General features: G+C 51.0%; 20 protein-coding genes. 11 read left to right on the top strand and 9 right to left on the bottom strand.

Going from position 1 to position 25,819, the window contains the following annotated elements:
• Positions 1-20: 20 nt before the first annotated feature.
• From katG to mutY, 4 genes are all read left to right on the top strand, one after another.
• A complete protein-coding gene (katG, locus tag ACIDE9_RS03660; RefSeq protein ID WP_411992765.1) occupies positions 21-2,204 on the top strand; it encodes a catalase/peroxidase HPI in 2,184 nt (727 codons plus the stop codon).
• Between the two features lie 848 nt (positions 2,205-3,052).
• Positions 3,053-3,856 (top strand): undecaprenyl-diphosphate phosphatase, encoded by an 804-nt coding sequence (locus ACIDE9_RS03665; RefSeq protein WP_411992767.1) that lies wholly within the window; start codon positions 3,053-3,055, stop codon positions 3,854-3,856.
• A 19-nt stretch (positions 3,857-3,875) separates the two neighbouring features.
• Positions 3,876-6,554 carry an AsmA family protein gene (locus tag ACIDE9_RS03670; protein ID WP_411992769.1) on the top strand — a complete coding sequence of 893 codons (2,679 nt, stop codon included), beginning with the start codon at positions 3,876-3,878 and terminating at the stop codon, positions 6,552-6,554.
• Between the two features lie 2 nt (positions 6,555-6,556).
• Complete coding sequence (gene mutY, locus ACIDE9_RS03675; RefSeq protein ID WP_411992771.1) at positions 6,557-7,594, top strand: A/G-specific adenine glycosylase; 1,038 nt, start codon at positions 6,557-6,559, stop codon at positions 7,592-7,594.
• Positions 7,595-7,602: 8 nt separating this feature from the next.
• On the opposite strand, the gene ACIDE9_RS03680 is transcribed toward mutY, so the two are convergent.
• Positions 7,603-8,085 (bottom strand): hypothetical protein, encoded by a 483-nt coding sequence (locus tag ACIDE9_RS03680; RefSeq protein WP_194752461.1) that lies wholly within the window; start codon positions 8,083-8,085, stop codon positions 7,603-7,605.
• A 373-nt stretch (positions 8,086-8,458) separates the two neighbouring features.
• Here ACIDE9_RS03680 and ACIDE9_RS03685 point away from each other — a divergent pair, with 373 nt between their 5' ends.
• The gene (locus ACIDE9_RS03685) at positions 8,459-9,694 is read left to right on the top strand and encodes a porin (RefSeq protein WP_411992774.1); all 1,236 of its coding nucleotides are present in this window, start codon (positions 8,459-8,461) and stop codon (positions 9,692-9,694) included.
• 219 nt (positions 9,695-9,913) lie between these two features.
• Here ACIDE9_RS03685 and ntrC read toward each other — a convergent pair whose 3' ends face one another.
• From ntrC to glnA, 4 genes are all read right to left on the bottom strand, one after another.
• Complete coding sequence (gene ntrC, locus ACIDE9_RS03690) at positions 9,914-11,305, bottom strand: nitrogen regulation protein NR(I) (RefSeq protein WP_194752458.1); 1,392 nt, start codon at positions 11,303-11,305, stop codon at positions 9,914-9,916.
• 19 nt (positions 11,306-11,324) lie between these two features.
• Positions 11,325-12,425 (bottom strand): nitrogen regulation protein NR(II), encoded by a 1,101-nt coding sequence (gene glnL, locus ACIDE9_RS03695; RefSeq protein WP_194752457.1) that lies wholly within the window; start codon positions 12,423-12,425, stop codon positions 11,325-11,327.
• A 109-nt stretch (positions 12,426-12,534) separates the two neighbouring features.
• Complete coding sequence (locus ACIDE9_RS03700; protein ID WP_411992777.1) at positions 12,535-13,026, bottom strand: DUF4124 domain-containing protein; 492 nt, start codon at positions 13,024-13,026, stop codon at positions 12,535-12,537.
• Positions 13,027-13,151: 125 nt separating this feature from the next.
• Positions 13,152-14,561, bottom strand: a complete 1,410-nt coding sequence (glnA, locus tag ACIDE9_RS03705) for a type I glutamate--ammonia ligase (RefSeq protein WP_411992779.1) — start codon at positions 14,559-14,561, stop codon at positions 13,152-13,154.
• A 350-nt stretch (positions 14,562-14,911) separates the two neighbouring features.
• On the opposite strand from glnA, the gene ACIDE9_RS03710 reads away from it, so the two are divergent.
• Genes ACIDE9_RS03710 through mtgA form a run of 3 tightly spaced genes read left to right on the top strand, consistent with a single transcriptional unit; the run spans position 14,912 to position 16,925 of the window.
• On the top strand, positions 14,912-15,361 hold the full coding sequence (locus ACIDE9_RS03710) for a rhodanese-like domain-containing protein (protein WP_411992781.1): 450 nt from the start codon (positions 14,912-14,914) through the stop codon (positions 15,359-15,361).
• Positions 15,362-15,404: 43 nt separating this feature from the next.
• Positions 15,405-16,229: a shikimate dehydrogenase gene (gene aroE / locus ACIDE9_RS03715; RefSeq protein ID WP_411992783.1), complete on the top strand. Its 825-nt coding sequence runs from the start codon at positions 15,405-15,407 to the stop codon at positions 16,227-16,229.
• Between the two features lie 9 nt (positions 16,230-16,238).
• Positions 16,239-16,925 carry a monofunctional biosynthetic peptidoglycan transglycosylase gene (gene mtgA / locus ACIDE9_RS03720; protein ID WP_411992785.1) on the top strand — a complete coding sequence of 229 codons (687 nt, stop codon included), beginning with the start codon at positions 16,239-16,241 and terminating at the stop codon, positions 16,923-16,925.
• Positions 16,926-17,065: 140 nt separating this feature from the next.
• Here the strand turns inward: mtgA and uvrA are convergent, their stop codons facing one another.
• Positions 17,066-19,900: an excinuclease ABC subunit UvrA gene (uvrA, locus tag ACIDE9_RS03725; RefSeq protein ID WP_411992787.1), complete on the bottom strand. Its 2,835-nt coding sequence runs from the start codon at positions 19,898-19,900 to the stop codon at positions 17,066-17,068.
• 77 nt (positions 19,901-19,977) lie between these two features.
• Here uvrA and ACIDE9_RS03730 point away from each other — a divergent pair, with 77 nt between their 5' ends.
• From ACIDE9_RS03730 to ACIDE9_RS03740, 3 genes are all read left to right on the top strand, one after another.
• Positions 19,978-21,369: an MFS transporter gene (locus ACIDE9_RS03730; RefSeq protein WP_411992789.1), complete on the top strand. Its 1,392-nt coding sequence runs from the start codon at positions 19,978-19,980 to the stop codon at positions 21,367-21,369.
• 7 nt (positions 21,370-21,376) lie between these two features.
• Complete coding sequence (locus tag ACIDE9_RS03735) at positions 21,377-21,907, top strand: single-stranded DNA-binding protein (protein ID WP_194742349.1); 531 nt, start codon at positions 21,377-21,379, stop codon at positions 21,905-21,907.
• Between the two features lie 73 nt (positions 21,908-21,980).
• Positions 21,981-22,367, top strand: a complete 387-nt coding sequence (locus tag ACIDE9_RS03740) for a hypothetical protein (RefSeq protein WP_411992792.1) — start codon at positions 21,981-21,983, stop codon at positions 22,365-22,367.
• A gap of 108 nt (positions 22,368-22,475) precedes the next feature.
• On the opposite strand, the gene ribA is transcribed toward ACIDE9_RS03740, so the two are convergent.
• From ribA to ACIDE9_RS03755, 3 genes are read right to left on the bottom strand one after another with little or no spacing between them, the layout of a single operon-like run.
• Complete coding sequence (ribA, locus tag ACIDE9_RS03745; RefSeq protein ID WP_411992794.1) at positions 22,476-23,144, bottom strand: GTP cyclohydrolase II; 669 nt, start codon at positions 23,142-23,144, stop codon at positions 22,476-22,478.
• The gene (locus ACIDE9_RS03750; protein ID WP_411992795.1) at positions 23,131-24,246 is read right to left on the bottom strand and encodes a sigma-54 interaction domain-containing protein; all 1,116 of its coding nucleotides are present in this window, start codon (positions 24,244-24,246) and stop codon (positions 23,131-23,133) included. Before ACIDE9_RS03750 ends, ribA begins: the two co-directional genes overlap by 14 nt.
• A gap of 5 nt (positions 24,247-24,251) precedes the next feature.
• The gene (locus ACIDE9_RS03755; protein ID WP_411992797.1) at positions 24,252-25,472 is read right to left on the bottom strand and encodes an acyl-CoA dehydrogenase family protein; all 1,221 of its coding nucleotides are present in this window, start codon (positions 25,470-25,472) and stop codon (positions 24,252-24,254) included.
• Between the last annotated feature and the right edge of the window lie 347 nt (positions 25,473-25,819).

Raw genomic sequence — 25,819 nt, forward strand, 5'->3', positions numbered from 1 at the left:
ATCAAAAAAGGAGCTTAAAGATGGAGAATAAACAACACATGACCGGCAAGTGTCCTTTTAGCCATGGGGCAATTACCGCCAGCGGCCAATCCAATACCAATTGGTGGCCTAATGCATTAAATCTGGATATCTTGCATCAGCATGACCGTAAAACTAATCCTCTGGGGGAGGCTTTTAATTATCGTGAGGCCGTTGCGACCCTTGATGTGGCAGCTGTGAAGAAAGATTTGCACGCTTTAATGATCAACAGCCAGGCGTGGTGGCCAGCTGATTGGGGGCATTACGGTGGCTTAATGATCCGCCTGACCTGGCACGCAGCCGGGACTTACCGTGTGGCAGATGGCCGCGGCGGTGCAGGAACCGGTAACCAGCGCTTTGCGCCACTTAATAGCTGGCCTGATAACGTCAACCTCGACAAGGCACGTCGCCTGCTGTGGCCGATCAAAAAGAAATATGGCAACAAGCTGTCCTGGGCAGATTTGATCGCCCTCGCCGGCACTATCGCTTATGAGTCCATGGGCCTCAAAACCTTTGGTTTTGCCTTTGGTCGTGAAGATATCTGGCATCCGGAAAAAGACATTTACTGGGGTAACGAAAAAGAATGGCTGGCCAAAACCGGTAGCGAAGGTAATCGTTATTCCGGCCAGCGCGATCTCGAAAACCCGCTGGCGGCGGTGATGATGGGCCTGATTTATGTCAACCCTGAAGGGGTAGATGGCAACCCTGACCCATTAAGAACAGCGCACGATATCCGTGAAACTTTTGCCCGCATGGCCATGAATGATGAAGAAACCGTGGCATTGACGGCAGGGGGGCACACTGTAGGTAAGGCACACGGCAACGGCCAGGCCAGTAATCTTGGCGCCGATCCTGAAGCCGCCGATGTGCATGAGCAAGGCCTGGGTTGGAATAACCATACGACACGCGGTGTTGGCCGTGACTCAGTGACCAGCGGTATTGAAGGCGCCTGGACCACGCATCCGACGCGCTGGGATAACGGCTATTTTGCCATGCTGTTTAACCACGAATGGACGCTTAGCAAGAGCCCCGCAGGTGCCTGGCAGTGGGAGCCGGTGAATATCAAGGAGGAAGACAAGCCGACAGATGTGGAGGACCCTTCGATTCGCTATAACCCGATTATGACCGATGCTGACATGGCCATGATTAAAGACCCGGTTTACCGCCAGATCTCGGAACGTTTCCGCGATGACCAGGCGTATTTTTCCGAGGTGTTTGCCCGCGCCTGGTTCAAGCTGACACACCGCGATATGGGGCCGAAAGCGCGTTATATTGGTCCGGATGTGCCGAAAGAAGACCTGATCTGGCAAGACCCGGTGCCTGTCGGCAATGCGCTGAGCGAGGCGGATGTTGCTGCCTTGAAAGCACAGATTCTCGGCAGTGGTCTGACAACAGCGGAACTGGTTGCTACCGCCTGGGACAGTGCCCGCACTTTCCGTGCATCTGACTATCGTGGCGGTGCTAATGGTGCACGTATTCGCCTGGCGCCGCAAAAAGACTGGGTAGGCAATGAGCCCGTCCGCTTACAAAAAGTGCTGGCGGTGTTGCAAGCAATTCAGCAAGCGTTTGGCAAACCAGTCAGTCTAGCCGACCTGATTGTGCTGGCAGGCACTGCCGCAGTTGAGCAGGCAGCCAAGGCGGCAGGTGTTGAGGTGAAAGTACCATTTACTGCAGGCCGTGGCGATGCGACTGCCGAGCAGACCGATGCGGAGTCTTTCGATGTGCTGGAGCCAGTACATGATGGTTACCGCAACTGGCTGAAAGCGGACTATGTGCCCAGTCCGGAAGATATGTTGCTTGATCGTACGCAACTGATGGGTCTGACCGCACCGGAAATGACGGTGTTAATCGGTGGTCTGCGTGTGCTGGATACCAATCACGGTGGCAGCAAGCACGGCGTGTTTACCGATAGGCCAGGTGTGCTCAGTAACGACTTCTTCGTCAACCTGACTGACATGCGTTATACATGGGTGCCAACAGGGCAAAACCTGTATGAAGTGCGTGACCGCAGCACGGGCTCAGTGAAGTGGACTGCGACACGTGTGGACCTCGTGTTCGGCTCTAACTCGATATTGCGTGCTTATGCTGAGCTGTATGCGCAAGACGATGCCAAGCAGAAATTTGTGCAGGATTTTGTGGCTGCTTGGACGAAAGTCATGAATGCGGATCGGTTTGATCTGAAGTAATTACTATTTTTGTAAAGCGAAAGCGCCTTGAGAAATCGAGGCGCTTTTTTATTTGTGGGTGAGATCTCATGGGGAAAGGAATGCTTTACGGTCGTTGTGTTATTGGGGCGTTTTGTTTCGCCTTTTCGGCGAGTTACTTTTCTTTGCTTGCCCAAAGAACAAGTAACCAAAAGAAAGTGCATCCCAGCTTCCGCTTATTTCCTGTGCTACTCGGCTTGTCAGGCGGCAATCAAAAACTCGCTCCTTTGGAGCTCAAACAGTTGCTTGCCGACTACTCCCGTCAACCCTGCGTTGCTCGGCGCGGCAGATGGGGACCCCGAACACCCGGGAGCGCCCTCATTCTCGGTGGTAATCAGCAAAGCTGAAGAATTATGCTTCCGTTAAATTTTCACTAATGGTCGTTTGACGAGACAAAGCCCATTCCATCACGCTGAGTAGCGGAGGCGAAGTGGGGGAAGTCGGCCATCGGCTGTTCGAGTTCCGCAGTGGCTTGCGTATTGTGCAAGCCGCCAGGGCGAGTTTCGATGGACGCCCACTTTGCCGAGCAACGCAAGGGAGCCTTTAGGCCGTGATGGCTGGGTGCCCTCTTCTTTGGTTACTTTCTGAGGGGCAAGCATCAGAAAGTGACTCGCCGAGAGGCGAAAGAGAATAAATCAATGAAGAACCATCTTTTGTTCTAATCTGGCATCGCCTGGATCCCAGTCACGTCGGAGTGGCACAGATAGTCATATACATTCCGTTAACTCACCAAACGCTACATTTATGACTAAATATTTCACGGTATGACTGATCCTGCTAATTTTCCCAACACTCCGCAAGTCCTTTGCAGTGTCTGCTAGAATACAGCCATGGATATTTATTTGATGCTGAAGGCCGTGATCATGGGCCTGGTCGAAGGCGCGACCGAGTTTATTCCTGTCAGTAGTACTGGACATCTGATCATTACCGGGGAGTGGCTGGATTTTCTCTCTAAAGATAAACGCGATGTGTTTGAAATCATTATCCAGCTGGGCGCGATCCTGGCGGTCTGTGTGGAATATCGCCAGCGCCTCTGGAGTACGGTGCAGCGCATTCAAACCGACACCAATGCTCAGCATTTTGTACGCAACCTGATCATTGCTTTTTTACCTGCTGCGCTGATTGGCCTGGCATTTCATCATCAAATTAAAGAACATTTGTTTTCCTCATTCACGGTGGGTATTGCGCTGGTCGTTGGCGGCATACTGATTTTACTGATTGAAAAATTTGCGCCAGCAGGCAAAACGAGTGATGTTGACCAGATCACGGCCAAGCAAGCATTGCAGATTGGTTTTGCTCAGTCGCTGGCCTTGTTCCCAGGCATGTCACGTTCAGGTGCCACGATTCTGGGTGGTATGTGTTTTGGCCTGAGCCGCCAGACCGCCACCGAGTTTTCATTCTTTTTGGCGTTACCTATCATGTTCGCGGCCACCGGTCTGGACTTGTTTCAGGCACGTGATTTGTTGTCCGCCGATGATGCGCTGATCTTCTTGATTGGCTTTGTGGTTTCGTTCCTGTCTGCGCTGGTGGTGATTCGTGCGTTGATCCGTTTTGTGGCGCAGCATTCATTTGCGGTGTTTGCCTGGTATCGCATCGTATTCGGCATTTTGATATTGGCCTTTTTTGCACATTAATCTGTTTAAGGTGTGAGTCATGAATCGTGCACTGTTTAAAAAAATTGCGTTAGGCATCGTTGCCCTGCTGGCGGTGTTGCTATTGGTGGTGGTTTACCTGGCGGTGACCTTTAATCCTAACGATTACAAGCCCACCGTGATTCAATTGGTGAAAGACAAAAAACAGCGCACCCTGGATATCAAAGGTGACATCAAGCTCAGCTTCTGGCCCAAGATTGGTGCTGATCTGGGCGAGATTACCTTGTCCGAGCATCAATCTGACAAACAGTTTGCTGCGATTAAAAGCGCCAAAGTGGCGCTGGCGGTATTGCCCTTGCTCAAAAAAGAAATCGTGGTGGATACCGTTTACCTGGATGGCGCGCAGGTCAATGTGATCCAGCATGCTGATGGCAGCTTCAACTTTGATGATTTGCTGAGCAAAGAAGAGGAAGAGTCACAGCAGATTAATTTTGATGTGCAAGGCGTCAAAATCACTAACACCCAGGCCAGCTTTAGCAATGAAGGCACAGGGGCTAAATATAATGTAGACCAGTTTAACCTGACCACCGGTCAGGTGGCGTTGAAAAAGCCGTTTGATGTGGCGACAGATTTTCACCTTGCGGCTAACCAGCCTGCTATCGATGCCAAAGCGGCGATCAAGGTCAATATCATGGCTGACCCGGAAGGTAAGCATTTTGTTGTTAAAGGCTTAGACGCACAATTAAAGGGTGCCTTGCTGGATGGGCAGGACGTCACAGTCACTGCGCAAGGCTCGGTTGATGTTGATGCGGCGAAAACGGCATTGGATGTATCTGGCCTGAAACTGGCCATGCAAGGAAACTTTAAAGGCGCTCAGCGCGATGTCAGCGTGCAGGCGCCTGCCTTGAAAGTGAATCCAACGTTGATCAGTAGCGACAAGGTATTGCTGTCACTCAAGCAGAAAGATGCCAATGGCGATGTAGATTTGGCCGTGGTGCTGGCTGAATTAAAGGGGAATCAACAGGCAGTAGAAAGCAAAGGCATTACAGCGGATATTAATGTCAATGCAGGTGCACGCAAAGTAGAAGGCCACTTCGCATCCCCGGTGAAAGCTAATCTGACTGACCTGATCTTTGAAGTACCCACGCTAGCTGGCAAATTTGATATTAAAGACCCTGCCCTGCCTAATGGTGCCATGCAGGGCCAGTTCAAGCTGGCAGCCAATGCCAATGTGAAGCAAGAGCAGGTTAAAACCACATTTGACTTAGCGCTGGCAGAAACCAAACTGAATGGTGATGTGAGTGTGGCCGGTTTCAGTACGCCGCATATTGGTTTCAAGCTGCATGCTGATACTCTGAACTTGAACGCACTGCTCGGCAATGCTAGTGGTAAAAAAGACGTTGCAGCGAGCAGCACCAAAGCAGATAAACCTGCTGACCTGAGTGCGTTAAAAACCTTGTTCCTTGATGGCAGCATCAACATTGGCAAGATTATGTACAGCCCTTATACATTAAGTGGCTTGAATGTTGGCATCAAAGCCGATGGACAAAAGCTCGCCTTGCAAGGCCTGGATGTCAAACTGGATGACACGCGTATTCAGGGCAATGTCGGGGTGAGCCAGTTCAGCAAGCCTTTATATACGTTTGATCTCAATATAGACAAGCTGGATTTGAATCGCTACTTGCCGCAATCGACGGCCAGCGCCAGCGAAAGCAAACCTACTGAGAAAGCCGCCGATAAGACTGAGCAACCGATTGATTTGTCTGCCTTGAAAGCATTGAATGCGCAGGGCAGTATCCGTGTGGGCTGGTTGAAATATGGCAAAACAGAAGCTAAAAACCTGAATATCGGTTTAAAAGCACAAGATGGTCTGGCCAGCCTGGATCCGCTCAATGTGGATGTCTATCAAGGAACGGTGCGTGGCGCAGTCAAGCTGGATGCGCGCGCAACTCCTGCGGTGGCGATTCAGCAAAGCCTGCAAAATATCGCCGTCGGCCCGTTGCTGGTCGACACTATTAATAATGACATGCTGTCAGGCAACGGTAACTTGAATTTAAATGTGACAGCGCAAGGTAATACGGTGACGGCGCTAAAAAAGTCACTGGGCGGCTCGGTTGATTTGCGTATGGCCGAAGGCGCCGTGAAAGGCTTTGATCTGGCTGGCGCGATCCGGGATGCCAAAGGCAAGCTGAATGTGCTCAAAGGCCAGTCTAATGCCGATGCAGATAAAGGCAAAAAAACAGACTTTAGTGAATTGACGGCAACGTTTAATATCAAAAATGGCGTTGCACACAATGACGACCTGGCCATGAAGGCGCCAGTCTTCCGCCTGACCAAAGGTGAGAGTAAAGGCGATATCGATATCGGCAAAGAGCAGATTAACTATGTAGCCAAGCCAACGCTGGTCAATTCGCTCAAAGGCCAAGGTGGTAAAGATGCCGAACAGCTAGGTAGCATAGGGGTGCCGGTTAAAATCACCGGTACTTTTGCAGCGCCTAAATTTGGTATCGATATGGCCGCGTTGGGGCAAGCATTGGCGAAATCCGTGGCACTGGATGCGATTACCGACAAACTTGGCGGCACGAAGGCCGATGCCCTAAAAGGATTGCTCAATGGTAAGTCATCCAGCGATAGCGCAGGCAGCGATGCGGCCAAATCCGAGAGCGGGGCGACAACGGAACCAGCCAAGCCTGCAGACCAGCTCAAACAAAAGGCTTTGAAAAAGCTGTTGAACTTCTAGCTGTGAGTGTGTTTGCTGAAAAATTAATCGCCTGGCAACAGGCGTATGGCCGCCATGATTTGCCGTGGCAGCAAACGCGTGACCCTTACGCCGTGTGGGTGTCTGAAATCATGCTGCAACAAACGCAGGTTTCGGCCGTCATTGGCTACTATGACCGCTTTATGCAGCGTTTTCCCACCATCGCCAGTCTGGCCGAGGCTGAGCAGGACGAGGTGATGCGTCATTGGAGTGGTTTGGGCTATTATTCCCGCGCACGTAACCTGCATCATGCTGCGCAGACTATCATGCGTGTGCATAGTGGTATTTTTCCAACAGATTTCGATACTATCCAAACCCTCAAAGGTATAGGCCGCTCAACGGCCGCCGCGATTAGTGTGTTTGCTTTTAATCAGCGGCAGACCATACTTGATGGTAATGTGAAGCGCGTATTGGCCAGGCTTTATGCGGTTGATGGCTGGCCAGGTTTGCCCGAGGTTGAAAAGAAACTCTGGCAAATCGCGGAAGGCTTGTTGCCTGACGCAGGCTTGCCAGCCTATGTGCAAGGCTTAATGGATTTTGGTGCGACTTTGTGCACACGCAGCAAGCCACGTTGCGATAGCTGCCCTATGCAGAGCCAATGTCAGGCCTATCAGCAACAACGCGTGGCTCAACTGCCTGCTTCTAAACCTCGCAAAGCATTGCCAGAAAAACAAGTCACCATGCTCATGATTGTGGATGCGGGCGAGATTTTGCTGGAACGGCGACCCAATCAGGGCATCTGGGGCGGTCTATGGAGCCTGCCTGAATTATCGTCTACCCAAATAGCGGTGCCGCATGTACAGGATAGGCTGGGCTTGGAAACAGAGTCACTGGAAGTGTTGCCGGTGTTATGGCATACCTTTACTCACTTCAAGCTAGAGATTACGCCGCAACCATTACAACTGACCGGGCGACGACCTGCGCTCCCGCCTAATATGCAGTGGTTGACATTTTCTGATGCGATTTCAGCAGCGCTGCCAACGCCGGTGCGCACGCTCATTAAAGCGTTCAAACAGCCTTGAGAGGTTAATTAGATATTGGCGAGTCGAAAAACGTGGCTTGCCAACTCTGCCTGATTGATCTTAAGGTGTTTTAGTAAAGACGTTGCACTGTCAGGCTTGACCAGTGCTTTGGTATAAATCACTGGTAATTCAAAAATAGCAATTTCTCGTTCAACAATATTCAGGTTCGTATGCGCAGAACCTTGAATCACATCCATAAGCTTGTCGTATACATTATCCGTGACACGGGTATAAGGGAACAAAATCCAGAAGTCAGTGCCTTCCCTACCGACCAAGTCTGACCGTCTAAACGAGCGCTGCAAATCATGTGTCAAGGACGATAGCTGACGTAAAGCCTCAGGCGCACCGTAAGCCTCGCCCAAGCTGTTATCGTCGCCATAAGCAATTCTGACTAACGCGACGTTAAAGTCATCAGAGTGTCTGATCAGCACTTGGCAAATCCAGTCTAATGTATCTATAAAACGACTACACAACTGAATGTCAGAAATCATGAGAAGCCCCGGTTAGAATGTGCATATAAAAGAATACAGTCCAAAGAAAGACACCGTTAAACATTGCTATGCTAGCAGAAACTTTTAGATAAATTCAGTTTGAACAGCTTGATAAAACCACTCCTTTTCATAACCTTGCAATTGACCGAACTAGTCAGACTGTTGCAATTCTGCAACAAATCAAACTTGCGCTAAGCAATTTGACGTATTCACTTGCGCCGCAACCCCTGCATTTGCAAAAATTGCTCTGACCTTGTTGGAAATGCTTTAAGTGATTCCGCAGGAGTTATCGAGGTTGAGCGTTTTAAGCGCTCGATCCTTAAAAGGCAATATCCTTACACAAGTTGTGAAAACAACATTTTTGGAGATTCGTATGAATACAAAATTGAACGTTGCAGTTGCAGCAGCTCTGTTCGCTGCCGCTACTGGCGCACAAGCTGGCATCACTATCCCAGCGGGTGACTGGACTCTGGACATCGGTGGCGTTGTTAACGCTTACTACACAAATACAAAATTTGGTGGTGATGCAGGTGCAGGTACAGCCGCTTTAGGTTTGGGCGCTGGCGATGCTAGCTCACAAAGCAACATCACTACTGGTTTGCTGCCAAACTACCTGAGCGTTTCTGGTAAAACACGTCAAAACGATCTGGATGTTGGTTTCACTATCAGCATTAACCCAGGTTCATCATCAAACAACTCAGGTATTCAAGACAACGACCGCGCTAATGGCGGCGGTGCTGAAAACCGTCAAGCATTCTTGACTTTCGGTGATGCTTCATGGGGTTCTTTCAAACTGGGTAAAGATCTGGGCATCTACGGCTCAGACGCTATCTTGAACGACATGACATTGTTGGGCGTTGGCGGCGGTGCTGGTTCACTGTCTGGTAACACAACAACTTTGGGCCGTATCGGTTCAGGTTTCATGTATGCTGACTGGAAATCTCAAGTTGCTTACTCTTCACCAAACTGGAATGGTTTCCAATTCACAGTTGGTTTGACACAAGGTTGGAACGCTACTAACACAGGTCTTCCTACAGCAGCTCAAGGTTTGACATCTACAGACCGCTCAGGCGCTGGTACTGGTTACGAAGGTAAAGCTTCTTACGAGTGGACAGGCGATGTTGCAGGTAAAGTATGGGCTTCTGCTATTAGTCAAAAAATTACTGGTGTGACCGGTCTCGCAGGCAGTGAAAATGCCTATTCATGGGATGTTGGTACAACAGTTAAAGTTGCTGATTTTGCATTGACTGGTTACTACTACGATGGTAAAGGTATCGGTCAAACATTCCAATTTGCTGGTGGCTTGGACGCAAATGGCAATCGCCGTGACTCCAATGGTTACTACGTGCAAGGTACATACACATTGCCAGGTGTTGGTACAAAACTGGGTGTGAGCTGGGGCGAATCCAAATTGGAAGGCAACCGTGCAGATGTAGCTTTGGATGAAATCAAAGACAGCATGTGGGTAGTTGGTGCTTACCACCCACTGACCAAGCACTTGAACTTGGTTGCAGAGTTCTCTAAATCAGAGCGTGAATATGATAACCGCACAACAACCGCTAAGGGCGATGCGAAAACTATCTCTTTGGGCGCTATTCTGTTCTTCTAGTTTAATTGCAGTTTAACTGCTTAAATTAAGAGTCAGAAAAAACGGCAACTTCGGTTGCCGTTTTTTATTTTCTAAAGTCTGTGCTTGCGGTGACTGGCACAAGATGTGCATTTATATCAGCCCTCTAGGGATGCCATCATGCCGCAAGTCTTTTTAGTTAGTAGTATTGATGCACAGAAACAGAGCTCAGAGCTCGTTCCCGCTATGGCGCAGTCAAAATCAGTCGTCTATACCAAGTTCTTGAATTTTGCGCGTCAGCGTATTACGTCCCATGCCTAACTGATTGGCTGCCTCGATACGGCGGCCATCGGTATGCGCTAGGGCGCGTGTGATAAGAATGCGCTCGAATTCCTTGGTTTTAGCGTCGAGAATATTGGTTTCACCCCTATTAAGCGCATCGGTGACTTCTTGTGCCAAGGCTTCTTGCCAGGAGCCGGCTGTACTATGTTTGCCAGTGTCTTCTTTCAGTTCTGGCGGCAGGTCGTTCACGTCGACGTTCTGGCCGGGTGCCATGACGGTGAGCCAGTGACAGACGTTTTCCAGTTGGCGGACGTTACCGCTCCAATTGACTGACATTAGGTATTTGATAGCCGCTTGGGATAACTGTTTAGGCTCTACACCCAGTTGCTGAGCGCTGTGGGCGAGAAAATGCTTGGTCAGCAAGGGGATGTCTTCCCTGCGCTCGCGCAAAGGCGGCAGGCGCAGGCGGATGACGTTTAAGCGGTGAAACAAGTCTTCACGGAACAGGCCTTGTTTAACGCGCTCTTCCAGGTCCTGGTGGGTGGCTGCAATGACGCGCACATTGACCTTGATGGGCTGGTGACCACCGACGCGGTAGAACTGGCCATCGGACAACACGCGCAATAAGCGCGTTTGCAAGTCTGCGGGCATATCGCCGATTTCGTCTAAAAATAAGGTGCCATTGTCAGCCTGCTCAAAGCGCCCTCTTCTAGCTGCTGCTGCGCCGGTAAACGCGCCACGTTCGTGACCAAACAATTCGGATTCCAGCAAATCTTTGGGGATCGCTGCGGTGTTAATGGCGATAAATGGTTTGTCTGCGCGTGGGCTATGTCTATGCAAGGCGCTCGCTACCAGTTCTTTACCACTGCCAGACTCACCATTGATGAGTACGGTGGAGTGCGAACGGCTCAAGCGGCCAATGGCGCGGAAAACCTCTTGCATGGCTGGTGCCTGGCCGATAATTTCTGGTGATGGGCCTGTGTCTTCGACGGCCTCAACCGATTGCCGCATGCTTTCTTCAACCGCGCGCTTGATAATTTCAATCGCCTGGTCGACATCAAAAGGCTTGGCCAGATATTCAAACGCGCCGCCCTGGAATGCCGCCACTGCGCTTTCCAGATCGGAGTACGCCGTCATGATAATGACAGGGATGTCCGGGAAGCGTTGTTTTACCTCTGACAGAAAGTCCAGCCCGGAGCCGTTAGGCATGCGAATATCGCTGACAATCACTTGTGGTTGTTCGCGGTTTAAGGCATTCAGTGCTTCTGCAGGGGACGAGAAGGTTTTAAAGTCAAAGTCAGTGCGTGCCAGTGCTTTTTCAAACACCCAGCGGATGGATTTGTCGTCGTCTAGGATCCAGATTGGCTTCATAGCTATTTCTCGTCAATTATTATGCTGATGATTTTAATTGCGTACTCTCAATGGGTAGCAATATATGGAAAATGGTTTTACCCGGCTGCGAATCGCAATCTATCATGCCGTGGTGTTGTGTAATGAATGTCTGCGCCAGCGCCAGCCCCAAGCCGGTGCCGCCTTCGCGGCCAGAGACCAGCGGGTAGAAAATACGCTCTTTAATGCCGGCCGGGATGCCCGGGCCATTATCAATAATCTCAAGATGGATACCGACGCGGTAGCGTTTTCTGGCCAGCGTAATCTGGCGTTCTGCGCGCGTGCGGAAGGTGATGCTCGCATTTTCTGTCTGGCTTTGTTGCATGGCTTGTGCCGCGTTACGGGCAATGTTGAGCACGGCCTGAATCAGCTTCTCACGGTCACCAATCAACTCCGGCAGGCTGGTGTCGTAATCGCGGATCACGCGGATGTGATTGGGCGACTCCGCCAGCAGCAGGCTGCGTACACGCTCCAATACCTCATGGATGTTGGTTGGCTCATATTTAGGCACGCGGTGCGGGGCGAGCAACCTGTCCATTAGGCTGTGCAGCCGGTCGGCCTCTTTAATGATGACTTGCGTGTATTCCTTCAGGCTGGGCTGCGGTAGCTCAAACTCCAGCAATTGTGCTGCTCCACGCAAGCCACCTAAGGGGTTGCGGATTTCGTGTGCCAGATTACGTAATAGCTCCGAATTGGCCTGTTGCTGAATCAGCATGCGTTCTTCACGCGCAATGCGCAATTGCTGGTCCATCTGCACAAACTCCAGGATCAGCATGTCTTCTGGGGTCTGGTTAAACGTGGTTGAAATAGGCGTGACGGTGCAAGTCACCGCTGTGGTATGCCCGCGTTGCGTGGTTAACGTGAACTCGTGCTCGCGGAACGGCCCTTGTGTTTGGATGGCATTGGTCACAGCCATTTGCAGAATCTCGCAATTCACGAATACATCGTGAATGTGCAGGCCTTGAATTTGGTTGGCGCTAAACGCGAACAGTATCTCTGCACTCGAGTTTGCATAGGTGACTTCCAACTGGTTATTGAGCAGAATCACTGCCGTAGCAATGTGCTCTAAACCGCTAAACCCGTGGGGAGATTTTTGAACCATATCCTAAGCTTGTTAAAAAGAGTGAATCACGCCCTGTTTTAAAGCAAAAGCCAAGCCAATTCTAACCCACTTGTTAAAAATGGCTTAAAGAGTTGCCAAAATGGTGCGCTTAAAGATTGAGTTCTTTGTTTAGCAGTTCAATATTGCGCTCATGTGCCTGAATTTCGGCTTCAATGACGCGCAGTTTTTCATCGTATTTGGCGACGTTTCTAAAGGTTTTTCCATTCGCGCCTCTATATACTTCCGGCGTATTTTGCGCCTCTTCGTAGAGCTGTTTAGCATGCTCAAGTGCTTGTTTTTCTTGCTCTAATTCATTCATGAGCACTTCGCGGCGTTTTTGGTCACGCTGATTCTGTGTCTGGTTATCTACCTTGGGGAAGTTGGCTGGCGTCGGTGTTTTTGCCGTTGGTTTTTTTTCGCGTGGTGCTGGTGGTGGTTCGGTGGTTTTGGGGCCGCTGATGACCAACTCTGCTTTGCTGTTGCCTTCTGGCTTGATGTTTGTGTAGGTCGTTACCCCATTACTGTCGGTATATTTATAAATATCCGCGGTAGCGTGATTGCATATCAGCGCAAAAGCAAAAATGTAAAAAAGTCTTTTCATGGCAATAGTTTAGAGTAGATTGTTGAGGTTATCAACGGCTCTGCAACCGAAAAAGTTGACGATGAGGCACGCACATAAAAAAACAGGGCAGCCTGGGCTGCCCTGTTTTGGTGCGTCTCTTGCGATTAGCAGGAGTAGTACAAACCAAACTCAACTGGGTGAGGTGTTTGACGCAATTTAGTCACTTCTTCCATTTTCAATGCGATGTAGGAATCAATCCAGTCATCTGAGAAAACGCCGCCGCGTGTCAGGAATTCACGGTCTTTGTCCAGATACTCAAGCGCTTGCTCCAGTGAGGAACACACGGTTGGGATCAATGCATCTTCTTCTGGAGGCAGATGGTACAAGTCTTTAGTTGCTGGTTCACCTGGGTGAATCTTGTTCTGAACGCCGTCCAGGCCTGCCATCAGCAAAGCTGAGAAAGCCAGGTATGGGTTGGCAATCGGGTCTGGGAAACGCGCTTCAACACGGCGTGCTTTGTCTGAATGCACGAATGGAATACGGATCGCAGCAGAACGGTTTTTAGCAGAGTAAGCCAGTTTTACTGGTGCTTCGTAATGCGGTACCAAACGCTTGTAAGAGTTAGTGCCTGGGTTGGTGATCGCGTTCAATGCGCGAGCGTGTTTGATGATGCCGCCGATGTAGTACAGGGCGAAATCGCTCAAACCAGCGTAACCGTTACCTGCAAACAGGTTTTTGCCATCTTTCCATACGGATTGGTGTACGTGCATACCAGAACCGTTATCGCCAAACATTGGTTTAGGCATGAAGGTCGCAGTTTTGCCGTAAGCATGTGCGGTGTTTGTGACCACGTATTTCAGGATTTGTGTCCAGTCAGCACGTTGTACCAATGTTGCAAATTTAGTACCGATTTCACATTGACCAGCAGTCGCCACTTCGTGGTGATGCACTTCAACAGGCACGCCCAACTCTTCCAGTGTCATCACCATCGCAGAGCGGATGTCGTGCAATGAGTCGACTGGAGGCACTGGGAAGTAGCCGCCTTTAACGCCTGGACGGTGGCCTGTGTTGCCGCCTTCGAATTTTTCACCTGATGACCAGGCTGCTTCTTCGGAGTTGATCTTAACGAAGCTACCACCCATGGTGGCATCCCATTGTACGCTGTCAAAAATGAAGAACTCTGGCTCAGGACCGAAGTAGGCTGTGTCGCCCAGGCCGCTGGATTTCAGGTAGGCTTCTGCGCGTTTTGCCAGGCTACGTGGGTCACGGTCATAACCTTTACCATCTGTAGGGTCAACAACGTCACAGGTCAAAACCAATGTTGGCTCGTCAAAAAACGGGTCAATGTATGCGGTGCTTGCATCAGGCATCAGTTGCATGTCAGAGGCTTGAATGCCTTTCCATCCAGCGATGGAAGAGCCGTCAAATGCATGGCCTTCAGTAAATTTATCTTCGTCGAAGTGAGAAACTGGCACAGTCACGTGCTGCTCTTTACCTCTGGTATCGGTAAAACGGAAATCAACAAATTTGATGTCGTTTTCTGCAACCAATTTCATTACGTTTGCAACGGACATTACATTCTCCTCAATGATCAAGGTCTAAATTTTAAGTTGCACACGCAAAAAGCGGGGCATGTTGCGGATGTCCCGTAACGTGAGCAAGTGTCAAACAATGGATAGTTGGAATTCAGCCGGATGACCGAATCCCAGGAAATCTCAATGTGTAATATTAGCAGGAAGCATGCCACGCCAAAATAACCATTTTGCATGGTTAAGGGGTATCTTACATAAAATTATAAAAACAACATGCACCATTGATGTGCAATGCAACAAATTGAGCACCAAAATTGTGCATCATGATTTTGCCTGGCTTTCGCAGGTATACTCGCCGTTTTGGTATATGTGTTTAAGAATGAAGGTGTGATTTGGAAAGCGTAGAAAATATCTTAACCCAAGCTCAGGCCCGCGCCACACAAACCGGCTTGTCATATGCAGGTGCACTGACGCCACAAGAGGCTTATGCGCTGATTAGCCAGGATAACAGTGCAGTGTTGGTCGATGTGCGCTCACGCGCCGAGTTGGAGTTGGTAGGCCGCGTGCCGGTTGCGACACATGTCGAGTGGGCGTTTTACCCTGGCATGGTGGCAAACGCTGATTTTGCTGCGCAATTGCAAGCGCAAGTGGATAAATCGCGCACGGTGATTTTTATGTGCCGTACCGGCGGGCGTAGCCATAATGCTGCGTTGCTGGCGCAGCAGTTGGGCTATAGCAATGCTTACAATATGATTGAAGGCTTTGAAGGCCAGGCTAATGCGCTCAAGCAAAGAACCTTGATTGACGGCTGGAAGCATGCAGGCCTGCCGTGGACGAATTAATCGGCGCATTCGCATTTAATTACAAATCACATCAGACCCGCGTATGACCGTTGAAAAGTATGCAGTGATTGGTCATCCAATCGAACATAGCAAATCCCCCCTCATTCACCAGGCATTTGCACGGCAATGTAATAAATCCATTGTTTACGAGAAAGTGCTGGCGCCTTTGGATGGGTTTGCTGCAACGGTGGCCCGCTTGCAGGCCGATGGTTACCTGGGTGCCAATGTGACGGTGCCATTTAAGTTTGAGGCATTTGATGCTTGCCAGGATTTATCTGCACGCGCGCAAGCTGCAGGCGCGGTGAATACCCTTAGCTTTAAAGCGGCACAATTGCTTGGAGACAATACGGACGGTTGCGGCCTGGTTAACGACATCCTCAAGCATCAGCAAACATCATTGGCAGGTAAAACAATCTTGTTGCTCGGCGCTGGTGGTGCAGCGCAAGGCGTGGTGTTGCCTTTGCTAGAGCAGCAACCATCGCAACTGACCATTGCCAATCGCAGCCTGGATAAAGCTCAGCTGATGGCAGCAAGATTTGCTGCAGATGCCGCGCGTACGCAAACCTCATTGCAGGTGCAGACGTTTGCAGATTTATCGCAAGGCTATGACGTGGTGATTAATGCCACTTCGGCCGGATTGACTGATAGTGCCTTGCAAATGCCAGCACTGGTGTTCCAGCAAAACACGCTGGCTTACGACATGATGTATGGCCGCGACACCCCCTTTATGCAGCAGGCGCGTGCAGCCGGTGCGCGGGTGGCAGATGGTTTGGGTATGCTGGTCGAGCAAGCGGCTGAAGCATTTTATCTCTGGCACGGTGTGCGCCCAGAGACCGCACCCGTCATTCAATCTTTCCGTCAAATTTAGACTTTCCCGATGAAGCAAGCCATCAAACTATTTTTTGGCATCCTGTTGCTGTGGGTGTTGTTGTACCAGGTATGGGTGTTATTACATATTTTGTGGTGGGTTGAGCATAACCCAACGTCAACCGCTTTTATGGAGGCGCGGCTTGATGTCATGCAGGAAAGTCATCCGGATGCAAAGCTGCATCAGCAGTGGGTGCCTTATGCCAAAATTAGCGCCCATTTAAAGCGGGCGGTCATTGCGGCCGAGGACAGCAAGTTTGTCGATCATCAGGGGTTTGATTGGGTGGGCATAGAAACCGCTTTCGAGAAGAACCTGAAGAAAGGCAAAATTGTGGCAGGTGGTTCCACCATCAGCCAGCAGTTGGCCAAGAATTTGTTTTTATCCGGGCACCGGACGCCCTGGCGCAAGGCGCAAGAAGCTGTGATTACCTTTATGCTGGAAAAAATACTCAGCAAGCGCCGTATTCTGGAGATTTACCTGAATGTCATCGAATGGGGCGAGGGCGTGTTTGGCGCCGAGGCTGCCTCACGCCATTATTTTCATGGCAGCGCCAAGTCGCTAGGCCCTGCGCAGGCTGCCAGGCTGGCTGCCATGATCCCTAATCCACGCTTTTATGATGTGCATCGCAGTACACGCTATTTAAGCCGTCATGCGGGCACCATACAGGCGCGTATGCGATTAGTGAAAATACCCTGATTTTCAGGGCTTGTTTCAGCTATTAACCCACCACACTGCCACATACAATGTTTGATATAAATATATGTATGTGGCTAAACCACATCCGTATTGGATGCACCATCGATTCGGTGCATCAGGGGACAGGTTGCATGTTGACCTTAGCCCTTAACAGCGAGATGTTTCAACAAGGGTGTGAGGTAACGGCCAGTATAACTGGCCGTATTTTTTGCCAGTTCCTCAGGCGCACCCACGCCAACCACCACGCCACCACCATCACCGCCTTCAGGCCCCATATCAATGAGCCAGTCCGCGGTTTTAATCACATCCAGGTTGTGTTCGATAATGACCACGGTGTTGCCAGAGTCGCGCAATCTGTGAATCACATCCAGCAATAATTGAATATCGGCAAAGTGCAAGCCGGTAGTCGGTTCGTCCAGAATGTACAAGGTGCGGCCGGTATCACGCTTACTCAGTTCCAGTGACAGTTTGACGCGTTGCGCCTCGCCACCAGACAGTGTCGTTGCTGATTGCCCCAGGGTAATATAGCCTAGGCCCACGTCGAGCAAGGTTTTCAGTTTGCGCTCAATGACAGGTTGCGCGTTAAAGAACTGATGCGCTTGTTCCACCGTCATTTCCAGCACCTGGTGGATGTTTTTGCCCTTAAACTGAATTTCCAGCGTTTCGCGGTTATAGCGTTGGCCTTTGCAGACATCGCAAGGCACATACACGTCAGGCAAAAAGTGCATTTCTACACGCAGCACGCCGTCGCCCTGGCAGGCCTCGCAGCGACCACCTTTGACGTTAAATGAATAGCGGCCAGGGCCATAACCGCGGGCGCGGCTTTCGGGCACGCTGGCAAATAAATCACGGATAGGCGTGAACAAGCCTGTGTAAGTGGCCGGGTTAGAACGTGGCGTACGGCCAATAGGACTTTGGTCTACATCGACCACCTTGTCGAAAAACTCCAGGCCGTCGATGCTGTCATGCGGCGCGGCTTCGGTTGTGCTGCCATATAAATGCGTCGCCACTACGCGATAAAGCGTATCGTTAATCAGCGTGGATTTGCCGCTACCAGAGACGCCGGTGACGCAGGTAAGCAGGCCAACCGGGATCTCGATGCTGACGTTTTTCAGGTTGTTGCCGGTCGCATTGTTGAGTTTGAGCCAACGTGCCGGGTCAGGGCGCGTGCGCGGCAGCTTGAAGGTAATCTGCTTTTTGCCGCTGATATATTGCCCAGTCAGTGAGTTAGGATCAGCTTCAATTTGTGCTGGCGTGCCAAAGGAGACAATATTGCCACCATGCTCACCGGCCCCAGGGCCAATGTCGACAATAAAATCGGCTAATTGAATCGCATCCTGGTCATGTTCGACCACAATCACGCTATTGCCGATATCGCGCAGGCGTTTCAGCGTTTCCAGTAAGCGATCGTTGTCACGCTGGTGCAACCCAATCGAAGGCTCATCCAGCACATACATGACGCCAGTCAGGCCACTGCCGATTTGTGACGCCAGGCGGATACGCTGCGCTTCACCGCCAGATAAGGTTTCTGCAGAGCGTGACAGTGACAAATAATCCAGACCAACATTGGTCAAGAATTTAAGGCGGTTTTCAATCTCTTTGACGATTTTGTCAGCAATTGCCAGCTTTTGGCCGCTGAGTTGCAGCGTTTCAAAAAAGTGCAGCGCCTGTTTCAGTGGCACTTCACAAATCTGGTGAATGTTGCGGTCGCCAACTTTGACGTGGCGCGCTTCTCTGCGCAAACGTGTACCTGCGCAATCGGGGCAGCTGGTCGCATTGATATATTTGGCCAGTTCGTCACGTACCGCAGTCGAATCACTCTCGCGGTAACGGCGTTGCAGGTTGTTGATAATGCCTTCAAAGGTGTGCGATTTGCTGAAAAACGTACCGCGCTCATTGAGGTATTTAAAGGTAATTTGTTCGCGACCGGAGCCAAACAGCAAGATTTGCTGGGTTTCTTCCGGCAGGTTTTCAAAGGGGGCTTCGAGGTCAAACTCGTAATGCTGGCTCAGGCTGGCCAGCATCTGGAAGTAAAACTGGTTGCGTTTGTCCCAACCTTTAATCGCGCCGCTGGCAAGCGACAAATGCGGGAAAGCCACTACGCGTTTCGGGTCGAAAAACGTCACCTGGCCCAAGCCGTCACATTTGGGGCAAGCGCCCATCGGGTTGTTAAAGCTGAATAAACGCGGCTCTAGTTCCACCAGTGAGTAATCACACACCGGGCAGGAGAACTTGGCTGAGAACAAGTGTTCTTTTTCTGTGTCCATTTCGAGGGCAATGGCTTTGCCATCGGCCAGACGCAGTGCCGTTTCAAATGACTCAGCAATGCGCTGCTTCATGTCTTCGCGCACTTTGAGGCGGTCGACCACTACATCCACGCTGTGTTTAGTGGTTTTGGCCAGTTGCGGTAGCTCGTCCATTTCATAGACTTTGCCATCAATGCGCAAACGCACAAACCCTTGTGCTTTCAGGGTGTCGAACAAGTCGAGTTGTTCGCCTTTGCGGTTAGAGACCACGGGCGCCAGAATCATCAGCTTGGTGTCTTCTGGCAACTTGAGGATGCTGTCCACCATCTGGCTGACCGTTTGCGCTTCAAGCTTGATGCCATGGTCCGGGCATTCCGGGTCACCGGCACGCGCATACAGCAAACGCAAGTAGTCGTGAATTTCAGTCACGGTGCCCACGGTAGAACGTGGGTTGTGTGAGGTGGATTTTTGTTCAATGGAAATCGCGGGCGATAAACCTTCAATCAGGTCGACGTCCGGTTTGTCCATGCGGGCCAAAAACTGGCGGGCATAGGCCGATAAACTTTCGACGTATCGGCGTTGTCCTTCTGCATACAGTGTATCAAAGGCTAGTGAAGATTTTCCCGAGCCTGAGAGACCTGTGATCACCACCAACTGGTTGCGCGGAATATCGAGATTGATGTTCTTCAGGTTATGGGTGCGCGCCCCGCGAATTTTGATAAATTCCATGATACTTTCACGAACAGACAGCCAACCTGATAATATACGCAATTATTCAAAATTAAGCCAAGTTTTCTTACAGATTCATGCAGTTCTCCGAAAAAATGACCCAAATAGAAACACGCGCCACCGCGGCCTTGGCTTCTATTTATGGGCTGCGTATGCTGGGCATGTTTTTGATCCTGCCTATTTTTGCAATTTATGCCGAAAAGCTGCAGGGCGGCGATAACCATGCCCTGATTGGCCTGGCGCTGGGTGCCTACGGGTTTATGCAGGTGATTTTCCAGTTGCCGTTTGGCATGGCGTCTGACCGTTTTGGCCGCAAAAAATTGATTTACCTGGGCTTGATCATGTTTGCGGTGGGCAGTGTGTTTGCCGCTACCGCGCAAGATATTTACATGGTGATTGTGGGCCGTGCCATTCAGGGCGCGGGCGCTATTTCTGCCGTGGTCACAGCGCTGGTGGCAGACTCCACACGTGAAGAACACCGCACACAGGCCATGGCCATGATAGGTGCCACCATCGGCGTGACATTTGCCGTGTCGTTGGTAGCGGGGCCGATTTTGAATCAATGGATAGGCGTGTCAGGCATTTTCTGGCTGACGGCCGTGTTGTCGATATTGGCCATTGCCGTGGTGAAATTTGCCGTGCCCGAGCCGTTGCATGCGCATTTTCACTCCGATGCACAGGCGGCCCCTGCCAAAATACGTGAAGTGTTGCGTGACACTCAATTATTACGCCTGAATTTTGGCACCTTTTGCTTGCATGGCGCGCAAATGGCCATGTTTATGGTGGTGCCGTTTGCCATCAAAAATAGCACCGGTATGAACGAAAACACGCACTGGCAAATCTACCTGCCAGTGTTGGTGCTGTCGTTTATCCTCATGGTGCCTGCGATTATTTATGCCGAGAAAAAGGCTAAATTAAAACCCGTCTTCATCAGTGCCGTGGGGTTGATGCTGTTGACGCAAATTGCCTTTATGTACAGCCTGAATAGCTTGTGGGGCATTGTCGCAACCTTATTTTCTTACTTTGTCGCATTTAATGTGCTCGAAGCCTCGTTGCCATCGCTGATCTCAAAAATGGCGCCGGTGGCGGCCAAAGGCACGGCGATGGGCATCCACAATACCGCGCAATCATTTGGCATGTTTTTAGGTGCCGCGCTGGGTGGCTGGCTATCACACAGTTATGGTAGCCCAACCGTATTTGTGTTCTGTGCGGCCCTGATGGTGATCTGGTTTGGCCTAGCACTGGGCATGCAAGCGCCTCCCAGTGTCAAAACCAAAATGTTCCATATACAAGGGTATAATGACGAGCAAGCCGCCAAACTGGTGCAAGATGTACGCGCCATGGAAGGCGTGTACGAAGTCGTCGCCATTCCTTCTGAAACCATGCTCATGGTAAAGTTGGAAAATCAGCGCAGCAAAGCATTTCAGGCGGCATTGTCGCAAGCAATCATGAATCGAATAGGGGAGTAGTGACACCATGGCATCAGTCAACAAAGTGATTTTGATGGGTAATCTGGGGCGTGACCCGGAAGTGCGCTATATGCCAAACGGTGAGGCAGTAGCTAACTTCAGCATCGCCACCACCGAAAACTGGAAAGACAAGTCTGGCGTGCGCCAGGAAAAAACTGAATGGCATAACATTGTCATGTATCGCCGTTTAGCTGAAATCGCCGGTGAATACCTGAAAAAAGGCCGCCCGGTGTATGTGGAAGGCCGTTTGCAAACACGCAAATGGGAAAAAGACGGTGTGACGCGCTACAGCACAGAGATCGTGGCCGACCAGATGCAAATGCTGGGCACCGGCCGTGAAGGTGGCAGTGCGCCTTATGAAGGCGGTGATATGGACCAAGGTGGTGGTATGGACGATTACAACCAGGCACCAGCCCGCCAGCAACCAGCGATGGGTAGCGGTAATGCAGGCGGTGGTAACCGTAACGCATTCCAGCCAGCACCAGCGAGCAAGCCAGCTGGTAATTTTGACGATTTTGATGACGATATTCCATTTTAATCAGTTACTTTTAGCGCTAACATCCAAAGCCCGAGCAATATGTTCGGGCTTTTTAATTTCTGGCAGGTGCGCGATGCGTTTAAAACAGCAAGGATTGATTTGGCGATTGCTTGGTGTGGTATGGCTGGTATTGGTGATGATAAATGCGGCGCAGGCGCGCCCGGTCAAGCAATCACCATTGCCACCACCGTTGACCACCAAACAGGAGATGAGCGTACATACCGATGATCTGCGTACGTTGATGCAGCAGTTATATACCGAATACCCGGATGAGTTAGCCAAAAGCACCCAAGTGGGGCCGCGTGAAATGACCGAGTGGGTTTTTGATGGTAAAGCTAACTGGAAATTTGAGGGCATCCGCCGCTTGCAAGGCACTGATGCAATCAGCCTGGTATTTGATCCGGCTTTTACCGGCGACCATATCATGGCAGCGGTCTGCGCAGTTGCGTTTGCAGGCTAACACACAGACAGGCACGCTCTTGAGCCAGTCCTTTGCGCAGCGGCAGGTCGATCAGGTGCTCAACAGCGTGTTGCAGCGGCTGCAAGCGCAGCATTTAGCAAGATGCAGCTAGTTCTTGGGCGGTGAATGGCTATCTATCAACGCCAGTTGGTGACCCAGTTTATGTTTCTTGGTGGAGAGGTAGGCAGCACTTTGCGGATTACCTGCCACTTCTAGCGGCACGACGGCCTCAACCGTCAGTCCCCAATCGGACATGGCTTGTGATTTGTCAGGGTTGTTACTAAGCAAGCGAATCGAGGCAACCTGCAAATGCTGCAGTATGCCAACCGCGATATCATATTCACGCTGGTCAACTGGCAGGCCTAGCGCCAGATTGGCTTCTACCGTATCCAGCCCTTGTTCTTGCAAGGCATAGGCGCGCACTTTATTGCTGAGCCCGATGCCGCGCCCTTCATGCCCGCGTAAATAGACAATCACGCCTTTACCCTGTTGTTGTATCAGTCGTTGTGCCTGTTTGAACTGCTCGCCACAATCGCAACGTTGTGAGCCAAACACGTCACCAGTCAGGCACTCGGAGTGCAAGCGTGTCAGCACCGAAGATTGCCCGCCGACTTCTCCCAGCACCAATGCGATATGCTCTATGCCGCTTTTGTGGTCGAGAAATGCGTGTAGTTGATAGTGGCCATAGTCTGTAGGCAGGCTGGCAACCGCCTGTGGCGCGATTCGCGCACGTAAGTCCGCAGGCACAGGCTTGAGCGCAAGGTTACTTGAGGGCATTGATCGCTCCCATTTTAATCAGCTTGGCACGTAGCACATTACGGCTTAAACCAAGCAACTTGGCCGTTTGCACTTGGTTGTGGTGGCAGTGGTGATAGGCGGTGCGCACCAGGGCGTCTTCAAAATAATCATAGAGCTGTGCTTTGCCAGATTCAAACAATTGCTGAAACGCTTCTTCGAGCAAATCCGGTGTCTGGTGCCCCGTTTGCTGTGTGTGTTCCTGCTTGGGCCTGTGCAATGTAATAGACGATAAGTGCAAGTCTTCACTACGCACCAGGTTGTTACGGCAAATCAGCAGCGAGTGGTGAATGACGTTTTCCAGTTCGCGGATATTGCCTGGCCAGCTATGTTGCAACAGTTTTTGCCTGGCGCTGTCGTCGAGGCGGATATCGGCATAGCCCAGGCGTCGCGTATATTCACCAACAAAATACTCAGCTAGCGGCAAAATATCGCCAGGACGGTTTCTTAATGTGGGTAACTCCAGATGGGCGACGCGCAGACGGTAAAACAGGTCTTCACGGAAATTGCCTGCTTGCACTGCTTCTTCCAGGCGCACATTGGTGGCGGCGACCAGGCGCACATCAATCGGCGTTGATTTCCGCGCGCCCAGTCGCACGACTTCGCGCTCTTGTAGCACGCGTAGCAGCTTGACCTGGATGCTGAGAGGCAAGTCGCCGATTTCATCGAGAAACAGCGTGCCGCCGTTGGCCGCTTCAAACCAACCGGCTTTGGCGACAAACGCGCCGGTAAACGCGCCTTTTTCGTGACCAAACAATTCACTCTCGACCAAGGTATCAGAAAACGCGCCGCAGTTGACGGCGACAAACGGTTTGCCTTTGCGGTTGCTGAGTTCATGCACATGACGCGCGATCAGCTCTTTGCCAGTGCCGGTTTCACCAATGATGAGCACGTTGGCATCACTAGGTGCAATTTGCTGAATACGGCTGAGCAAGGCGATGGATTTCGGGTCCTCAAACACTTGTGCGGTGGCCCGGATAGACGTGGTCAGCGCGCGTGAGTTGGGCAGCGTGAGCAGTTTTTTTTCATGCTCACGGGCGTCAATATCCTGCGACTGATCCAGATGCTCGATAAATTTGTCCATAATATTCATGAGTAAAATGTAGGGTTAGGGAAGCTACCAGTCAGCGCCCATACACCCAGCTCCTTAATTTTGTAATCTAGTGGATCGTGCAGCGTGTGCGTTCTCAGGTTACGCCAGTGCCTGTCCAGCCTGAGGCCGGCGTGGGTGGCCCTGGAGCCCGCCACTTCAAACATCCTGCTGGTAATGTCCAGCCCGGTGCGGGTGGCCATGACCTTGGCGGTGCTGATGCTGGTGGCCAGTAAACCACGTTCTTCCTCTGTGAGCGCCAAGCCTTTAGCCCAGGCGGCATCCAGTTGTTCTGCTGCCTGGTTAGTCAGTGCACGTGTCGCTTCCAGGCCGACCCAAAACTCGCCATAGTGGCTGAGAATGTAGGGGTCCTGGCTGGTGGACTCAACATTAGCGCTGTTCCAGGGCCGGGCTTCGCGCAACGTGTAGTGTTGCGCGTCATTAAATGCGCCTTCGGCAATGCCTAAATAAATATTGGTCAGGATGAGTTGCGCGATCAGTGGCCGCAGGCAGGCAAACGGATTACTCAGCGGCCCTGGCTCAGTGAGTAACTCGTTTTCTTCTACGCGCACTTTTTCAAAGTTCACGCTGCCGCTATCCGTCTGGCGCTGGCCGATATTGTCCCAGTCATCAAGGATAGTGATGCCGGTGCGCAGGGTAGGGATGGCGGCAATCACCAGTTGCCCGTCGGTCTTTTTAATCGCCGAGGCAATCAGCATTTCCGAATCCAGCGCACCCGAGCAAAAGCTTTTTTTGCCTGAGAACTCATGCCAGTGGCTGTCTGCGTTATGATGGGTTTTGCAAATCGTGCGCTCATCCAGCGGATTGAGCGCATTGCCCCAAAACCAGTTCGATTGCGCGGTTTGCTCATACCAGCGTTCCCACTGGTCAGTCCGCGAAAATAACCGCACAGTGGCCAGCATCAGGTGCTGAAAACCATAGACATGGGCAATCGAACTATCCACCTTGGCAAACTCGCGTACCACTTGCAGTGTTTCCTGCCAGTTGGCGCCATAGCCACCATATTGGCGTGGAATGATTAAAGACAATAAGCCGCTGTTGCGCAGCGCATCCCGCTCCAGCTTGGGCGTGCCGCCCTGATGATCGCGCTCCACGGCCGTCAGTGAAAAGGATTCCGCCAGTTGTTTGGCTACGGTCAGGGCATGCTGTCCCTCATTGAGTCGAGCCGTCGGCGGGATAGCAAAAGTATTTATATTCAAAAGTAATATCCATCTGGTTGCATATGCTTAATGGTTCAGCATGATTTGTGCCAACTCCGTCCAGCTTGATTTAAGACTTTTTTGCATGGGGTGGTGGTGCGAGAGTGGGTGGAATTACTCATATAAATCATTGACTTGTGTGATTGATAGCGAAGATGAGAAACATTTTCTCTGTCAGGTAAACATATCCCGCCAGTGGCTGGCTGCTGAATAATCAGCACAAATGCTGCTGATAAAGCAGCAGTCGTAAAAAAGATGCTGATTATTCAGCAACATGTGTTTGCCTGATTGTAACTGTATGAATTTAATGATGTTTATTTGTGGCATGCTCTTTGCGGTAAGGGTTC

Origin of the sequence: Methylophilus sp. 'Pure River' (genome assembly GCF_046765995.1) — a bacterium.
Classification (GTDB): domain Bacteria; phylum Pseudomonadota; class Gammaproteobacteria; order Burkholderiales; family Methylophilaceae; genus Methylophilus.

Excerpts from the sequence above, each read along its gene's own strand:
- ACIDE9_RS03750 (WP_411992795.1), bottom strand. The coding sequence starts at position 24,246 with ATGGACAAATTTATCGAGCATCTGGATCAGTCGCAGGATATTGACGCC.
- mtgA (WP_411992785.1), top strand. The coding sequence starts at position 16,239 with ATGAAGCAAGCCATCAAACTATTTTTTGGCATCCTGTTGCTGTGGGTG.
- ACIDE9_RS03685 (WP_411992774.1), top strand. The coding sequence starts at position 8,459 with ATGAATACAAAATTGAACGTTGCAGTTGCAGCAGCTCTGTTCGCTGCC.
- ACIDE9_RS03670 (WP_411992769.1), top strand. The coding sequence starts at position 3,876 with ATGAATCGTGCACTGTTTAAAAAAATTGCGTTAGGCATCGTTGCCCTG.
- ACIDE9_RS03680 (WP_194752461.1), bottom strand. The coding sequence starts at position 8,085 with ATGATTTCTGACATTCAGTTGTGTAGTCGTTTTATAGATACATTAGAC.
- ACIDE9_RS03740 (WP_411992792.1), top strand. The coding sequence starts at position 21,981 with ATGCGTTTAAAACAGCAAGGATTGATTTGGCGATTGCTTGGTGTGGTA.
- glnL (WP_194752457.1), bottom strand. The coding sequence starts at position 12,425 with ATGGTTCAAAAATCTCCCCACGGGTTTAGCGGTTTAGAGCACATTGCT.
- ACIDE9_RS03700 (WP_411992777.1), bottom strand. The coding sequence starts at position 13,026 with ATGAAAAGACTTTTTTACATTTTTGCTTTTGCGCTGATATGCAATCAC.
- uvrA (WP_411992787.1), bottom strand. The coding sequence starts at position 19,900 with ATGGAATTTATCAAAATTCGCGGGGCGCGCACCCATAACCTGAAGAAC.
- ACIDE9_RS03665 (WP_411992767.1), top strand. The coding sequence starts at position 3,053 with ATGGATATTTATTTGATGCTGAAGGCCGTGATCATGGGCCTGGTCGAA.
- ACIDE9_RS03730 (WP_411992789.1), top strand. The coding sequence starts at position 19,978 with ATGCAGTTCTCCGAAAAAATGACCCAAATAGAAACACGCGCCACCGCG.
- aroE (WP_411992783.1), top strand. The coding sequence starts at position 15,405 with ATGACCGTTGAAAAGTATGCAGTGATTGGTCATCCAATCGAACATAGC.
- ribA (WP_411992794.1), bottom strand. The coding sequence starts at position 23,144 with ATGCCCTCAAGTAACCTTGCGCTCAAGCCTGTGCCTGCGGACTTACGT.
- katG (WP_411992765.1), top strand. The coding sequence starts at position 21 with ATGGAGAATAAACAACACATGACCGGCAAGTGTCCTTTTAGCCATGGG.
- glnA (WP_411992779.1), bottom strand. The coding sequence starts at position 14,561 with ATGTCCGTTGCAAACGTAATGAAATTGGTTGCAGAAAACGACATCAAA.
- ntrC (WP_194752458.1), bottom strand. The coding sequence starts at position 11,305 with ATGAAGCCAATCTGGATCCTAGACGACGACAAATCCATCCGCTGGGTG.
- ACIDE9_RS03735 (WP_194742349.1), top strand. The coding sequence starts at position 21,377 with ATGGCATCAGTCAACAAAGTGATTTTGATGGGTAATCTGGGGCGTGAC.